The sequence below is a fragment of the Bradyrhizobium sp. HKCCYLS1011 genome (genome assembly GCF_051167795.1).
Taxonomy (GTDB): Bacteria; Pseudomonadota; Alphaproteobacteria; order Rhizobiales; family Xanthobacteraceae; genus Bradyrhizobium.
The window spans coordinates 1-17,456 of the sequence record NZ_JBNPTT010000018.1; the positions used below are offsets into that span (position 1 = coordinate 1).

A 17,456-nucleotide genomic window follows, 5' to 3' on the forward strand; every position below is an offset into this window, starting at 1 on the left:
CCAGGGCCGCAACAGCTCCGCCGCGCACGCCTCGCCGCCGACCAGCAGCGTCTTCAGATCCGGCAACGATGTGACAGGCAATGCCGCCAACGCGGCCGGCGGCAGCAGCACCGTGGTGATGCGTTGCGTCAGCAGCAGCTCGCGCAGCGGCTCGCCCGGCATCAAATCGTGCTGGGCAGCCAGCACCAGCGCCGCGCCCACCCGCCAGCTCATCACCAGGTCCCACACCGCCGCATCGAAGCTGAGCGAGGCGAACTGCAGGATCCGGTCGGTCTCCTCCAACGGCAGCTGTGAGAGCTGCGCATCGGCCAGGTTCATGATGCCGCGATGGCTGATCATCACCCCCTTGGGCCTGCCGGTCGAGCCCGAGGTGTAGATCACATAGGCCAGGTGATCGGCATCGACACCGCTCAGGGGCAGTGTGTCCGGCTGCTCGGCAATGAGCGGCCCATCGGCATCGAGCCGCACCAGCCTGGCGCTGGACGCCGGCAGACGCTCCACCACCGCCCGCTGGGTCAGCAGCACCGGGACCCTGGCATCCCCCAGCATGTAGGCCAGCCGCTCGGCCGGATAGCGCGGGTCGAGCGGCAGGTAGGCCCCGCCGGCCTTGAGGATGCCGAGCATCCCGACGACCATGTCGAGCGAGCGCTCCACGCAGAGACCGACGATCACGTCGGGCCCGACGCCAAGTCCGCGCAGATGATGCGCCAGCTGGTTGGCCCGGCGGTCGAGCTCGCCATAGCAGAGCTCCTGATCCCCTAGCACCACAGCAACGGCATCGGGCCGGCGTGCGGCATGCGCGGCGAACAGCTCATGCAGGCAGACATCCTGCGGATAGCTCGCCGCCGTCGCGTTCCAGTCCACAATCAGCTGCCGCCGTTCGGCTTCGCTCAGCAGTTCAAATTCGGACAAGCGCCGATCCGGCGCCTGGACGACTTCGTCAAGAAGTCGCATGAAATGGCCGACCATGCGCTCGATCGTGGTGCGGTCGAACAGATCGGTCGCATATTCGAGAGAACACGCGATGCCGGACGGCCCCTCATGCACATACAGCGTGAGGTCGAATTTCGTCGTCAGATGCACTTCGTCGGCGTCGATCCGGCTGACGCTGAGATCCGGCAGCTCCAAGGATTCGAACGGCATGTTTTCGAACGACAGACAGGCCTGGAACAATGGCTGCCGCGATAGGTCCCGTTCCGGCTGCAAAGCGTCGACAAGCTTCCCGAACGGAAGATCCTGGTGCGAGTACGCCCCGAGCGCAGTCTCCTTAATGCGACCGAGCAGATCCTTGAACGTGGGATTGCCGGACAGCTCGCAGCGCATGACCAGCATGTTGACGAACATCCCCGTCAGGTCTTCCAGCTCCGGCCGCGAACGACCTGCAACCGGAGACCCGAGAAGAACGTCCTGCTGACCGCTGTAGCGGGAAAGCAGCAGTGACAAGCTCGCGAGGAAAACCATATACAAGGTCGCATCCTCGCAACGCGCCAGCGCCGTCAGCTGCGCGGGCAGCTGACCCGAGATGACGAATGGAACTGTCGCGCCGGCAAAGGACTGTACAGGCGGCCGCGGCCGATCGGTCGGCAACTCGAGTATCGTCGGCGCATCGGCAAGCCGATTTCGCCAATAGTCGATGTACCGTCCGAGAACGTCGCCATCGAGCCAGCTGCGCTGCCACAGCGCATAGTCGGCGTATTGAACGGTAAGGCTCGGCAGCGATGCAGACTGCCCGTCCATCTCGGCGCGATAGAGCAGCCCAAGCTCCCGAAGCAGCACGCGTAGCGACCAGCCGTCCGAGACGATGTGGTGCATGTTGATCAGCAAGACATGCTCGCGCTCGCCCAGCTTGACGACCATCGCCCGCAGCAACGGTCCGGTGCGAAGATCGAAGGGCTGCTTGGCGTGATCATTCATCAGCAGCCGCAACTCGACTTGCTGCTCCTCGCTTTCCAGCGCAGAAAGATCGATAAGCGCGATTCCGAAAGGTTGCGCCTCCTCGATCACTTGAGCGCCATGGCCATCCACCAGCTCAAAGTGCGTTCGCAGGTTCTCATGGCGGCGCACGATCTCGGAGAAGCCGTGCTCCAAGACAGACACATCCAAGACGCCCTCAAGTCGAAGCGCGCCGGCCATGTTATAGGCCGCTCCCACGCTCTCGACCTGATCGAGAAACCAGAGCTGTTCCTGAGCGAATGATAAAGGAAGCGGCCGAGGCCGCGCCGCAGCGACGAGTGGCGGAGCAATCAGCCCTGTCTGCTGCCGTTGCGCCTGATCGAGCTTCACCGCCAGCATCCGGATCGTCGGCGCTTCGAACACGGTACGCAGCGGCAGGGCCGACTGGAATGCGACATTAATCCGGGCAATCAATTGCGCCGCGATCAAGGAATGGCCGCCCGATGCAAAGAAATTATCGTCGACGCCAGGACCTTCCACCTGCAGCACGTCGCACCAGATCGCGAATAGAAGCTCCTGCACGGCACTTGCGGGCGCCGCGCGCTGATCCCCTGACGACGCGGTCGGCTCCGGCAAGGCGTCACGGTCGATCTTCCCGTTCGCCGTCAGCGGCAGGGACTCGAGCATGACGATATGCGAAGGCACCATGTAGTCCGGGAGCGAGCTTCTCAAATGCTGTCGCAGCGCATCTGCAGAGACCGCCTGATCCGCAGTTGCGGCTACGTAGGCAACCAGTTGCTTGCCGGTGATGCCCTCGCGTGCCAAGACCGTTGCTTGCGCGACCCGATCATGCTGCCGCAATGCCGCTTCGATCTCACTCAGCTCGATGCGGAAACCGCGGATCTTCACCTGTCCGTCGCGTCGCATCAGATATTCGATGCAGCCATCGGCACGGCGGCGCACGATATCGCCGGTCGCATAGAGGCGCCCACCCGGCTGGCCAAACGGATCAGGAATGAATTTTTCGGCCGTCAGAGCCGGCCGTCCCCAATAGCCATGGGCGAGGCCTGCGCCGCCCACATAAAGCTCGCCAGCCACGCCAAGGGCGACGGGCGCAAGCGCGGCGTCGAGGATGTAGCAAGTGCTGTTGGCAATCGGCCCACCGATGGGAACCGTCCGCGCGTCTGCGGCGACGGCGCTCACCTCCATCCAGGTGCTCACGGTCGTGCCCTCGGTGGGCCCATACAGGTTCAACAGTCTCTGCGGCGCTCCTCGCGCAAGCACCGCGCGTACGGCGTGCGGGTTCGCCGCTTCGCCGCCGAACAGCACGTCCCGCACCTGCGCGAAAACATCGGGGACCTCCTGCGCCAGGCCGTTGAACAGCGCCGTGGTCACGAACACGACATCGAGACGTCGCTCCCTGACCACCGTCGCCAGTCTGGCCGGTGCGAGTGCCGTCTCCCGATCAATGACAACGATGCTGCAGCCGTTGAGCAGCGCGCCCCACAATTCGAACGTCGCGGCATCAAAGGACGGGCTGGATAGATGGCTCACCCGGTCGCCCGGCGAGAAACCGATATAGTTGGTCCCGGTCACCAGGCGCGCAATGGCCCGATGCGGCACAGCGATGCCCTTGGGCACGCCGGTCGAGCCCGACGTGTACATGATGTAGGCCACCGCCTCGGCGCCAAGTGCAGCCGGAGGCTTCGCCTCGGTGTAGGGCGCGTCGGTCGTATCTAGCAACGGCAGCCCGGCCTGCGCGAATCCGCCGGGAGCAACGACGACTGCGGTCAGGCCGGCATCCTTGGCCATGAACGCCAGTCGGTCCTCCGGGTAGTTCGGATCGAGCGGCACATAGCAACCGCCCGCCTTCACGATCCCGATCATGCCGGCGATCAGGCCGGCGGAGCGTTCGCCGGAGAGACCGACGGCAGCGCCAAGCCCCACCCCGAGCCTGGACAACCCGACTGCGATGCCGTTGCTCCAGGCATTGAGCTCGCGATAGCTGATCACGCGCGTGCCATCGTCCACCGCGACCGCATCCGGACGGCGCGCGACGTGATCGGCAAAGATCTCGTGCAAGCCCCGATCATCCGGATAGGGTCGTGTCGTGTTGTTCAGTTCGACAACAAGCCCACGGCGTTCCAACTCGCTGAGCAGCGGAAGATCGCGGATCCGGCAATCGGGATCGGCAACGATCGCATCCAACAACTGATGAAGGTGGCGTCCCAGCCGCTCGATCGTGCTCCGATCGAACAATTCGGCCGCATATTCGATCGCGACGTCGAAGCTGTGTTTCGCATCATAGGCGTGGACAGTCAGATCGAATTTAGTTTGCTTGTTCTCGGCGGGGATCGGCGTGAGCTGCAAGCCGGGAATGACGAGGCCCTCGAACGGCGCCTGTTGGAGCGCAAACATGACCTGGACCAGCGGATGGCGGGCCATCTCGCGGTCCGGCTGAAGCGCCTCGACGAGTCGTTCGAATGGCAAGTCCTGATGGGCATAGGCGTCGAGCACCGTGGTCTTGACCTGTCGCAACAGGTCTCTAAAGCTCTGACGGCCGGAGCAGTCTGCGCGCAGCACCAGGATGTTGGCGAAGAAGCCGATCAGATCCTGGAGTTCGTGGCGACGCCGGCCGGCGACCGGCGAGCCGATGAGAATGTCCGACTGACCGCAGTAGCGCGACAGCAGCAGCTGAAATGCAGCCAGCAGCACCATGAAGAGAGTGGCATTTTCTTCCCGCGCCAGGTTCCGAAGTGCTGATACGGTCGGTCGCGAGACCGAAAACCAATGATGGGCGCCGGCAAGGGTTGCCCCTGATTGCCGTGGCCGATCGGTTGGCAGATCAAGCTGGGGAGGCGCGCCTGCCAGGCGCTCCGTCCAATAGGAGAGCTGTCGTTCGAGCACATCGCCGCAGAGCCACTGCCGTTGCCAGATTGCGTAGTCAGCATATTGCACCGGCAGCGGTTCGAGCGGGGACGGCTTGCCCGCGCGGAAGGCCTGGTAGAGCGTGGTGACTTCGCCAATCAGCACCTCCGACGACCAAGCATCGGAAATGATGTGATGGACGGCGAGCAGCAGGAGGTGACGTTCAGGCGCAAGACGGATCAACCGGGTGCGGAACGGCGGCGTCGCGCTGAGATCGAACAGTTCAGCGGCATGGTCGCGGCGTTGGCGATCCGCTTCCGCGCTCTGCATATGCACAGGAAGACGTGACAGGTCGACGAGGTCGAGCCGATACGACGTTGGAGGCTCGATGACCTGGATCCCGCGCCCCCTGACGGTCTCGAACCGGGTCCGCAAGATTTCGTGGCGTCGAACGATTTCGGCCAGGGCCAGCTCGAGGGCTTTCGTATCGAGCGTGCCTTCCAGCCGAATGGCGACCGCGATGTTGTATGAGGATCCTACGCCGCCGAACTGCTCGAGAAACCAGAGGCGTTCCTGGGCAAATGACAACGGCAATTCGCCCGTGCGTTGAGATACGATCGGCGGTAGCTCGCTGCCCAGCGAGCGGACTTCTTCGAGGAATGTTGTGATTTCCTGCTGGCGTGCGCGGATTTCGGCGATCCGTTCCCGTGTCATCACGCCCCGAGGTGCGCGGTAACGCACCTGACCGTTCTCGGACCAAATCTGGACACCGTCGCGCCGCAGCACGGAGAGCAGATTTTCGATCATCAGATGATTCCTTCCTCGAGCTCCGCTTCGACCACCGACGGCCGCGCATTCGCCCAACCGAGCACGTCGACCCGGTCGGCAAGCTGGCTGAGAGTCGCGGTCTCGAACATCGCCCTGAGCGGCACTGTCACCTGCAACTCCCTTTGCACGCGGGCGATCGCACGTGTCGCTGACAGCGAATCACCGCCGAGCGCGAAGAAGTTGTCGGTGACGGAGATGTGGTCGCGCTTGAGCACCTCACGCCAGATCGCAGCAAGGGCTTCTTCCGTGGCGTTGCGTGGCGCGATGATCTCTGTGCTGCCCTGCCAATCGGGCGCCGGCAGCGCGTTGCGGTCGAGCTTGCCGTTCGGCGACAGCGGCAGGCGGTCGAGCCTGACGATCGCCGACGGCACCATGTGATCCGGCAGCATCTGCTGCAGATGCCGGCGCAGTGCGTCCGCCTCGAACGGCGCCTCGGCGCATATCGTCACATAGCCGACCAGCCGGCGCTCACCGCTGTCCTCGCGCACCACCACCGCCGCCTGCTCGACAGCTTGATGCGCCGACAGCGCCGCCTCGATCTCACCGAGTTCGATGCGGAAGCCGCGCAGCTTCACCTGATGGTCGATGCGGCCGAGATAGTCGAGCGCGCCGTCAGGGCGCCAGCGCGCCAGATCCCCGGTGCGGTACAGACGCTCGCCGGATGCGAACGGATTTGGCACGAAGCGCTCGGCGGTCAGCGCGGGTCGTCCGAGATAGCCGCGGGCGACACCGATCCCGCCGATATAGAGCTCGCCGGCTACGCCGATCGGAACCGGCTCCAACCGATGGTCCAGCACATAGAGCTGGATGTTGCTGATCGGACGGCCGATCGGCACCTGCGTCGCTGCTGGATCAAGCCGGCACCGCCAGGCGCTGACATCGACCGCTGCCTCGGTCGGGCCATAGAGGTTGTGCAGCCGGCACGAGGGGAGCAGGCTGAGGAAGCGGTTCTGCGTCTCCACAGCCAGCGCCTCGCCGCTGCAGATGGTGTCGCGCAGACTGCCGCAGCGAGAGAGATCCGCCGCCTCCAGGAACGCCTGCAGCATCGACGGCACGAAGTGCAGGATGGTGACGCCGGTCTGGTCGATCAGCTCAGCCAGATAGGCCGGATCCTGGTGGCCGCCGGGGCGCGCGATCACCAGCTCGGCGCCGTGCGCCAAGGGCCAGAAGAACTCCCACACCGAGACGTCGAAGCCGAACGGCGTCTTCTGCAGCACCCGGTCGTCAGACGTCAGTCGATAGGCGTCCTGCATCCAGGCCAGCCGGTTGACGATGCCGCGATGGGCGTTCATCACCCCCTTGGGCTTACCCGTCGAGCCGGAGGTGTAGATCACGTAAGCGAGGTTGTCGGGAGAACAGTCACTTACCGGTGCTGTCTCCGGATGACGCGCGATCTCCGGCCAGTCGGCGTCGAGCTGAAGCACGGTCGCCTCGCTTGCTGGCAGACGGTCGATGAGCCTCTCCTGCGTCAGCAGCATCGGCGCCTTGGCATCATCGAGCATGTAGGCCAGCCGCTCGGCCGGATAGCCGGGGTCGAGCGGCAGGTAGGCCCCGCCGGCCTTGAGGATGCCGAACAGCGCCACCACCATCTCGAACGAGCGCTCGGCCAGGACGCCGACCACGACATCGGGGCCGACGCAGAGCTGCTGCAGATGATGCGCCAGCTGGTTGGCGCGGCGGTCGAGCTCGCCGTAGCTGAGCGTTGCGTCCTCGAAGCGCAGCGCGATCTTCTCCGGCGTCCGTGCCGCCTGGGCCGCGAACGGCGCATGCAGCAGGCCTTGCGGGGTGTTCGCCGCGGTGGCGTTGAACGCGCTCACCACCTGATGCCGCTCGTCCTCGCCGAGCGGCGACAGCGCCGCCACCGGCCGCGCGGGATCGGCGACGATCTCGCCCAGCAGCCGCGCAAAATGGCCGGCAAGGCGCGCGATCGCGTCGCGATCAAAGCGGCCGGCGTCGTACATGATCTTCATCGTCGGCGCTTCGCCAATGGCGACTTGCAGCGCGAGTGGATAGTTGATGCGATTGACCGCGCGGATCATGTCCATACGGATAGCCCGCTCTCCACCTCCTGCCGACATCTCGTCCGGGTAGTTCTCGAACACCGCGATGCTCTCGAACAGCCGCGTTCCAGCTGGCACCTCGCTCCAGCGCTGCACCTCCGCAAGCGGGCTGTACTGATAGTCCGTCAGCTCAGTCTGCCGCGCCTGGATGCCGCGCAACCAGTCTTTCACTAACCGCTCACTCGGTAGCGCGACGCGCAATGGCAGCGTGTTGATGAAAAGCCCGACCGTGCGCTCCACCTCAGGCAGATCAGCCGGACGACCCGATACGGTGACCCCGAACACGACATCGCTGCTGTCGCTGTAACGACCGAGCAGCAGCGCCCACACCCCCTGCACCACCGTGTTGATCGTCAGCCGATGCCGGCGCGCGAAACTCTCCAATGCGTCGATGCCGACCGGCAGCTTCTTGTCATGCTCGGCGTATCGATCCTGGTCGGACGCCACGTGCGACACATGACCGAATCCCAGAGCTGTGGGTGCCTCAAAACCGGCGAGCCGCTGGCGCCAATAGGCTTCGGCTACCGCCATGTCCTGCCGCTGCAGCCAGGAGATGTAGTCACGGAATGGAGGCACCGGCGTCAGCTGCGGCTGCTCGCCCCGAGACAGCGCAGCATAGACGGCGAAGACCTCATTCAGAAGGATGGGGATCGACCAGCCGTCGAAGAGAATGTGATGACAGCACCACAGCAGACGGTGGTCTTGATTCCCAACCCGGCCGAGCGACAGGCGCATCAGCGGCGGACGCGCAAAATCGAAAGGTCTGGTGTCTTCGGTCTCCAGAGCCGCGAGCTGCGCCTCCTGCTCAACCGCAGAAAGGCTGCGCCAATCATAATAGGCGAACGGCAGCACCGCCTCGCGCAACACCACCTGCAGCGGCACCGTCAAATCCTGGCCGACAAAGGCTGAGCGCAGCACCGTGTGGCGCGCGACGACAGCTTCCCACGCGCGGCGGAATGCGTCGACATCAAGCTGGCCGACAAGACGGCAACTCAGCGTCGTGACATAAGTCCGCGACTCCGGCTCATAGAGGCTGTGGAACAGCATGCCCTGCTGCGTCGGCGTCAGCGGATAGATGTCTTCGACCAGCGCATCATCGCCGGCGGCCCGACGGACGCGCTCCAGATCGGCATCGGAGATGTCGCCGATCCGGAAGCCCGGCCGGAGGTCAGCCGCTTCGCGCGGCGATGCCAGCGCAACCTCGTCAGGCGCAGATGCAGGGGCCGACGACGCGGCCGCGGCAGCAAGCGCCGCAATGGTTTGGTGCTCGAAAATCTGTCGCGAGGTCAGCTTCAGTCCCGCCCGGTTGGCGCGAGCCACGACCTGGATGGATTGGATCGAGTCCCCGCCGAGCTCGAAGAAGTTGTCGTCGACGCCCACCTGATCGAGTTTCAGGATGTCGCACCAGATCGACGCCAGGATCTGCTCGCTCGGCGTGCGCGGCGCGACGAGCCGGCCGATCTCGGGCCGGCCTTCCGGCGCCGGCAGCGCGATGCGATCGATCTTGCCGGCCGGTGTGAGCGGCATGGCCTCGAGCGTTACGATCGCTGCCGGCACCATGTGATCCGGCAATCGGCGCTGCAGCGCGTGGCGCAGACGCTGACCGAGCCGGTGAGGCAGCGCTGCCGCGCCGGGATCATTGGCGTGAGCGCGATCGGGTCGGCGCAGCAGCTGCGGCAGCTGGATGGGTACTGCACTCCGGCTGCGCTCGACGAAGACAACATCGAAGCCACCATCCGGCGACGCCGATGTCCAGCTCACGCGCACATCATAGCCGTGCTGTTCACCGAGTGCCCAGAAGGCTTCGGGATCCTCACCAACCAGCATAAGATCCGCCTCGACAGCCGACAGCGTGGCAAGCCTGGAACCAGGTTCGCGGGATTGCAGCCATTGCAGCTGGGCCAGGTGCTGCGCCAGACGCCGGTTCGGCACCCGCAGCAACGCGATGCTCGCGGGACGTGGCCCGCCAAGCATGGCGGCAAGCTCGGCGAGCGAACTCGTCGTCCAGTCCAGCGATTGCGCTGGCGGCTGGGGCATCTCGCCCCCGATATGCAGTATGACGTCGTAGCGATAACGGGTGAGCTCGTTATCGAATTGTCCGCGCTTGAGCAGGACCTCGACTGCCGAGATCCTCGGAATGTCATCTTGCAGCGCCAAGAAGAACGCCGGGTCGATCGCGAGCTCTGTCTCCCGCTTTGCCGCGTTCGCGGCACGAGTCATGATCTCCTCGGCGCGGGAGCTTGCGCTCGCACGCGCGATCTGGATCGAGGCATGAAACGCGGTCAATAGACCGAAATGTCTGATATCGCCGACGAAGATCCGGCCACCGCCGGTGACCAGGGACGAAGCACCGGCGAGCACCTCGCGCAGATAGTTTGCATCCGGAAAATATTGCGCGACCGAATTGATGATGACGGTGTCGACCGACGCCGGCACCATGTCCGACAGCGCGGTCGCCTCGCGCTGGGCCAGTTCGACATGAGCGAGCTCGCTCCGCTGTTTGGCCCACGCTCGCAAACTGCCGATTGCCGCCGCGGAAATATCGGTGCCGCGATAGACGCGACTGATCGGCGCCAGGTGCTGTAGCAGAAGGCCAACGCCGCAGCCGATTTCGAGGACTCGTTCAGGCTGCAATGCAGCGATACGCTGTACGGTGGCCGTGAGCCACTCGGCCATCTCCGGCTCGGGAATCGGCGCGCCGGTGTAGCTGTTGTTCCAGCCGACGAAGCTTGGCGCCTTTGCCTCCGGTGTCACGCCATAGGTCTCGTCGAACAACGTCTGCCACTGGGCGACGCTGTCGTTGCCGTCTGCCGTGTCCTGGTGCCGTCGCTCGGCTTTGAGCCGCTGAAGGTCGGGCACCACATAGGCGACGAGCCGCTTGTTGCCTGGCGCGTCCTCGCGCGCAATCACCGCGGCCTGCTTGACACAAGGCTCCGATTGCAGGGCCGCTTCGATCTCACCAAGCTCGATGCGGAAACCGCGCAGCTTGACCTGGTGATCGAGGCGTCCAAGAAAATCCAACTCGCCATTGGCGCGCCAACGCACGAGATCGCCCGTCCGGTACAAGCGTTCACCGGGAGAAGAAAATGGGTTCGGCACAAAGCGCTCGGCGGTCAGACCAGGGCGGAACAGATAGCCGCGCGCCAATCCAGCCCCGCCGATATGGAGCTCACCGGGCACGCCAACTGGAACCGGCTCGAGATGCGCGTCGAGCACATAAACGCGAGCGTTCGCCAACGGACGGCCGATCGGCGGCGTCCGCTGGTCGCCCACGCAGGGGAACACCGTGGTACAGACGCTTGCCTCTGTCGGTCCGTAAGCATTGAGCACGACGCGCTCGCCAAGCCAGGGCGAGATCAGTTCGCCGGTGCAGGCTTCACCGCCCACGAGCAGCGTCTTCAAATGCGGCAACGCTTCCCGCTTCAGCGCTGCCAGCGCGGAAGGCGGCAGCAGAACGGTGCCGATCCGTTGCTGCTGCAGAAGCGCGGCCAATGGTTCGCCCGGCAGCATCTCGTGACGATCCGCGATCACCAGCGCGCCGCCGGTTCGCCAGGTCATCAGCAATTCCCAGACGGCTGCGTCGAAGCTGAGGGATGCAAACTGCAGGACCCGGCTTCCTGGTGCGATCTGCAACGGGGCGAGCTGCGCCTCGGCCAGATTCGCCGCGCCGGCATGCGGAATCATGACGCCCTTCGGCTGTCCGGTGGATCCCGAGGTATAGATCACATAGGCCAGATCGGCAGGGTCGACGACGGCGGCCGGCGCATCGGTCGGCAGGCGCACAATATCGGGCCAGCTCTCGTCGAGACACATGAGCTTGGCATGGTCGGGCGGAATCCGATCGACCAGCGCGCTCTGCGTAAGCACCAGCGGTACCTGCGCATCGGCAATCATGTATGCAAGCCGCTCGGAGGGATAGTTGGGATCCAGCGGCAAATAGGCCGCGCCCGCTTTCAGGATGCCGAGCACCCCGACCACCACATCGAACGACCGTTCGAGGCAGAGTCCGACGATGCTGTTGGCGGCGACCCCAAGCTTGCGGAGATGGCGGGCCACCTGATTGGTCCGGCGGTCGAGCTCGGCATAGCTCAACTCCTCGCCGCGGCAGATCAGCGCAGGCGCGTTCGGCGTCCGCCTCGCCTGGGCAGCGAACAGCTCGTGCAAAGTCGGGTAAACCGGCTGCGTCGCGGTCGTCGAATTCCAATCGACCAGAATCTCTTGGCGTTCCGCGTCCGACAGCAACCGCAATTGCGATAGCCGTGCCTGCGGATCGGCGACAGCACCCTTGAGCAACTGCATCAAGTGGGATGCGAACCGCCCCGCTGTCGAGGCATCAAACAGATCGGTCGCATAGACGAGCGACCCGACCAGCCGACCGTCCACCTCCGTCATCGCAAGCTCGATGTCGAACCTCGCCGCGATCTCCTCATCATCGAAGCGTTCGACCTCAAGGCCGGGAAGCGTCATCTGTTCGAGCGAGACGTCCTGCAATACGAAGACGGTCTGGAAGATCGGCTGCCGGCTGAGGTCACGCACCGGCTGCAGGGCGTCGACGACCTGCTCAAATGGAAGATCCTGATGGGCATAGGCGCCAAGCGCGGTCTGCTTGACACGTTGCACCAGGGCCCGAAACGATGGATCATCCGCGAGATCGCTCCGCAGAGCCAACATGTTCACGAAGAATCCGATCAGCTGCTCGGTCTCGACGCCTACACGTCCAGCGATTGGACTTCCTACAACAATGTCGTTTTGGCCACTCCATCGCGCCAACAGCGCCTTGAAGCCCGCGAGCAGCACCATGAACAACGTCGCGCCTTCACGCCGCGCCAATACAGTCAGCGCGCTGGTGAGCTCGCGATCGAGCACAAACTGATGCTTCGCGCCGCGGAAGCTTTGCGCGGCCGGGCGCGGCCGATCGGTCGGCATCTCTAAGCCCGCCGGAGCGTCCGCGAGCCGCTCGCGCCAATAAGCGAGTTGCGGCTGCTGCACGCGCGTCGCCACCCATTGTCGGTGCCAGACGGCATAGTCCGCGTAGTGAATCGGCAGCTCAGCCAGAGGCGAGCCACGGCCTGACGAATATGCGCCGTAAAGTGCTGCGAGCTCGCGGAACAGCACACCGACGGACCAGCCGTCAGAGATGATGTGGTGCATCGACAGCGCCAGGACGTGATCCTGCGCGTCGAGGCTCAACAGTGCGACACGCAGGAGACGATCACGGGTGAGATCGAATGGCTCCTCCATCAGACCGCGTGTTCGTTGCTTAGCTTGAGCATGCCCAACCGGCTCGGCAACAAGATCAATGCGCCAAGGCGGATCGATCTGCTGGCTGGCCGTACCATCTCGCATCACGATGCGGGTACGGATGGCTTCGTGTCGCCGCACGACCTCGGTCAGCGCCGCCGATAGCGCAACGGGATCCAACGCACCCGTCAGACGGACCGCCAGACCGATGTGATAGGCCGGCCCTAGCCGGCCCAGGCGGTCCAGGAACCAGAGCCGCTCCTGCGCAAAGGAAAGAGGCAGCTGCAGCTCGCGCGAAACCGTCGGAATGCGGTTCGACAGATGCTCCAGACTACGCCTCACCTTTCGTCGCAACAGCTCCCTTCTTCTATCTTTAGTTGTATTTATTGACGTAGTCTCGGGAGAAATCTCGTGCGTCGACAAGTCCATTGGTCGTCTGCTCCTAAGCTCGGATACTCGGCCTGACGCGCCGTCCGCGCGGCAACGGCTCAAGCATTGGCTGTCATATGAGCGATCACGATCTCAGATCATCATCGCCGGCGGTGGTCTTGCGCTCCTGCCCCTCGGCGCAGTCGTTCTCGTCGTTCGATGTAACGCCGAGAAATCGAGTGCACCGGTCAATCAGACCGCATGTGAGCCTATCTCGCGCGCGACATCTTCGTCGCCCATCCGAGCCACCTCGTCGGCGAGGCGCTGCACGGCATCCGCGTTGGCCCAAAGCGGAGAACCACGCAGCCGCACGCGCAGTGCCTCCGCCAGATCGGCGCAGCTGCAGTCCTGCCACAGCATTCCAGGGTCGATTTCGATCATGAAATCGCTCTCGAGTCTGCTCTTGATTTTCATGAGTCCGAGCGAGGTCACGCCCAAGGACATAAGCGTCTCGCGGCGATCAAGATCATCGATATTGACTCCGATCAGATCGCCGAGGACTTGAGCCAAGTAATTCTTGATCGATCGGATCTGATTCGCTTCTCCCTGCTCCCTCAGCTCGAGCAACAGTTCGATCGCGTCGATTTGATCGCCCTTCATCGATGCGAGTTCATCCTCACTGCGCCACTCCGCACGGATCGGCAACGATCCATCGAGCAGCATCTCGCGAGTCCTGGACCTTTGGATCTTGCCGCTCGATGTTTTCGGAAGCGCACGGTGACGCGTCAACACGATGCGGTCGAGGTCAATTCCGCTGCTGGCGGAAATGGCCGCCCGCACGTTCTCCAGAAGAGATTCAGCGTCGCCCACCGCCCGCTTCGGCTCCTCGATCACCAGCACGGCGCGCTCGGTCACCTGATCGGATAAAGTAAAAGCGGCGGCTTCCGCAATTTCGGAGGCGGTATCGCGGGCCTTCGTTTCGAGATCCTGCGGATAAAGATTTTGGCCGCGAATGATCATGACGTCCTTGATGCGGCCGCTCACGTAGAGCGCTCCGTCGCGCATGAAGCCGAGGTCACCCGTTCGCAAGAACGGCCCCTCTCCGGTGGCGAGCCGGGCTTCGAACACGCGCGCAGTCTCCTCCGGGTTACGCCAATAACCGGGTCCCGTCGTGGAGCCGTCGATCCAGATTTCACCGACATTGTCAGGCGCGCAGCGCTGCCTCGTCTCCGGATCAACGATCAAAATGCGGTGTTCGGGCGACGGTACGCCGCAGGAGGGAACGCTATACGCATCGTGCTGATCCCGGGCCGGCATCAAGCTATGTTGCCGGATAGCCGATGATGAAACGACGGTGGTGGTCTGCCCTATTCCGACCGGGCCGCCGGACACCAGCAGCGTTGCTTCTGCGAGACCGTAAAACGGGCACATCGATTGAGGCCTCAATCCATAACGACCGAAGCGGTTCGCAAAACCGTTCATGGTCTGCGGCTTGATCGGCTCGGCGCCACACCCTGCAACAGCCCAATGACGCAAATCGAGACCGGCGCACTCCTCTTCCGAAATCTGACGAAGACACAGATCATAGGCGAAGTTCGGCGCGATACTGACGGTCCCGCCATACTGCGAGATCGCCTCGAGCCATCGCACCGGACGGGCGACGAACGCCGCCGGAGGCATCAGGACCGACGTGATGCCGTTATAGATGGGCGTGCAGAGTCCGCCGAACAGGCCGAGATCATGGAAATGCGGGACCCAGCTGACCCAGACCGACTGATTATCCAGCGCAGTTTGCCTGCCGAGCAAGAAGGCGTTCCGTGCAGCGTTCCCATGCGTCACCGTGACGCCGCGAGGAATTCCGGTCGAACCTGAGGTGTATTGCAGGACGCAGACCTCGTCCGGCGACGGCATAACCACGTCGTCGCTGTGAACCTCGTCGGCCGGAAGGAGATCGGTTACAAACATCTCGATCGCACAATTCAGCTCGGACAGGATGCTGCCGATCCGCGGCTCCAAATGCGATGACGTCAGGATCGTGGTCGGCTCAGCATTATCGATCAGCGCTGCGATGATCTGACTGCTTCCCGACCTTCGAGGCGGGCTCAACGGCACAGCAATCGCCCCGGCGTAAAGCGTAGCGAAGAATGCAACTACGAAGTCGAGACCAGGCGGGTAGATCATCAACACGCGATCACCGCGACCAATGCCTCTCGCTCTCAAACTGCTCGCTATTCGGACAGCAGCGAGATCGAGCTCAGCAAAATTGAGATCGATCCGTGCCGACGACACAGGAAGGAAGCGTAAGGCAAGCCGTTCTGGCGCATGGCGCGCGTTCCATCGTAGTGCCTCGACTATCGTGACCGCATTGCTCGAATCCATCATCGGCATGTACTCCCGGCCGAAATCCTCGATGATGCCTGCCACCCTCTGATGGCAGGCACGATTCATCGCCTCGATCACCGCCGGAGACGGCGACCGACAAACGTCGTGATTTGACAGAGCGCGCTGAGATTGGCTGCGACCAAATGCACCAGCGCAGATGTCGGCTTTACGCAGCCTACGCAGCAACCCCGCTCTCGGGACTTCCGATTTGGAACGGGACCGAGACCTTCACGCTGGAAACTCTTCTCGAGGATCCGACGGAACGGGTCGCAACACGATTAGGAGGATATGTCACCGCGTGACTGCTCCCACATTTGGGACACCACCAGCCGTACTCATGATTAATCCTCCATCTTGACGGCACTATTACGCACGACGCGCATCACCATTCAGGTTTACGCAAAGTGCGCAAAAATCACATTTTTACTACTCGACTCTTGATTGTATCTCTTGCGACCGGATGTCACATCCCGCGCTCTGCACCCTCGGCCATACGCTTGCGCAAGCTCAACGGCCTCATGTCGGTCCAGACATCTTCAATATATTGCAGGCATTCCGCCTTAGGGCCGCGCTTGCCGACTTCCCGCCAGCCGGCCGGAACCGCCTTCTCCGCGGACCAGATCGAATATTGTTCTTCGCCGTTTATGACAACGAGATAGATCTCTTCGTTTGACTCGCTCTGCATGGGCATCGGAACATCTCACTCTTATTGCCGACCTAAACCGTTGATCGAAAGATTCGCGCTGCCAAGAACCGGCGGCGCGATTAGTTAACACCACGCGCTCACATTGACCCTAACAAATGTACAAATTGGTGGCACGCGCGATCATATCGCCGTGTTTTGATGATCTAAGTACGATTCTAACGATACATCTGCAGGTTGCTTGCATGTATTTCGTAATAAGAAGCAGTTGGATCATGCAAATTGATCTGCAAGCGATCTTACTATCGATGCGACAACTCAATGACGACGGAACAAATGTCGGCGGCGAGATGATGTGGACAAGAGCAGAAACGAAGCATTGGAGAACTCATGCCGGTGTTTGATGCAGAGTCTTCGAGACGAACAACACCAATGCACGTTCGCCTCTATTGTTTCCCGCATGCAGGCGGAACCGGAAAATTATTCCGCAGCTGGCAAGATCAGTTGCAGCCTGGCATCGAAGTTTGCGCAGTCGAATATTCCGGACACGGAACCCGGATCAACGAACCGCTGCTCGACACCATTGGACAACTCGCGCAATCGACCGTCGAGGAGATCGGTCGCTGTCGGAGCGGATCATTTGCGCTGCTCGGTCACAGCATGGGAAGCCTCGTTGCGTTCGAGACATGTCATCTGCTTGCAGAGCGACGTCTGCCGATGCCATCGCTGCTCATTGTGTGCGGCCATCGTGCACCAAGAGTTCCACGCTTGTCCGCGGCGACGCATGACGCGCCCGACGCCGAATTCCTCACGCATCTTCGTGAACTCGGGGCCACGCCTCCAGAGGTGTTTGGTACGCCAGACCTGCTCGAATTGATGCTGCCGATCTTGCGCAGCGACTTCCGCGCCTGTGAGACCTATCAGCCCCCGAATCGTCCGCGCCTGTCGGTTCCGATCGCAGCCTATGGCGGATTGAGGGACAAGGAGACAAGCAAAGAGGCGCTGCTCGCCTGGGGCGAGCAGACGACGGGCCGGTGCACGGTACGCATGTTTCCAGGTGATCACTTCTTTATTGGCGACAGCGCTGGGAATGTCGTCCTGCCCTTGAAGCGAGATCTGCTGGAAGCTGTTGCAGCCGAGCAGCACAGCCACTGACGCCAGGCGCGGGCCGA

The 17,456-nt window shown here is 63.0% G+C and carries 5 protein-coding genes; 1 reads left to right on the forward strand and 4 read right to left on the reverse strand.

The features are described from left to right. The 4 genes from ACQR1W_RS38900 to ACQR1W_RS38915 form a co-directional block, all read right to left on the reverse strand. A partial coding sequence (locus ACQR1W_RS38900; RefSeq protein WP_434855724.1) for an amino acid adenylation domain-containing protein occupies nt 1-5,568 on the reverse strand: 5,568 nt, incomplete at its 3' end. Further along, entirely contained in the window at nt 5,568-13,232 is a 7,665-nt protein-coding gene (locus tag ACQR1W_RS38905) for an amino acid adenylation domain-containing protein (RefSeq protein WP_434855725.1), read from the reverse strand. The genes ACQR1W_RS38900 and ACQR1W_RS38905, both read right to left, overlap by 1 nt. Before the next feature lie 279 nt (nt 13,233-13,511). After that, a complete protein-coding gene (locus ACQR1W_RS38910; RefSeq protein WP_434855726.1) occupies nt 13,512-15,707 on the reverse strand; it encodes an AMP-binding protein in 2,196 nt (731 codons plus the stop codon). Between the two features lie 397 nt (nt 15,708-16,104). Then, entirely contained in the window at nt 16,105-16,332 is a 228-nt protein-coding gene (locus ACQR1W_RS38915) for an MbtH family protein (RefSeq protein ID WP_434855727.1), read from the reverse strand. A gap of 342 nt (nt 16,333-16,674) precedes the next feature. On the opposite strand from ACQR1W_RS38915, the gene ACQR1W_RS38920 reads away from it, so the two are divergent. After that, nucleotides 16,675-17,439, forward strand: coding sequence for a thioesterase II family protein (locus ACQR1W_RS38920; RefSeq protein ID WP_434855728.1), 765 nt, complete (start codon nt 16,675-16,677; stop codon nt 17,437-17,439). Nucleotides 17,440-17,456: the final 17 nt, after the last annotated feature.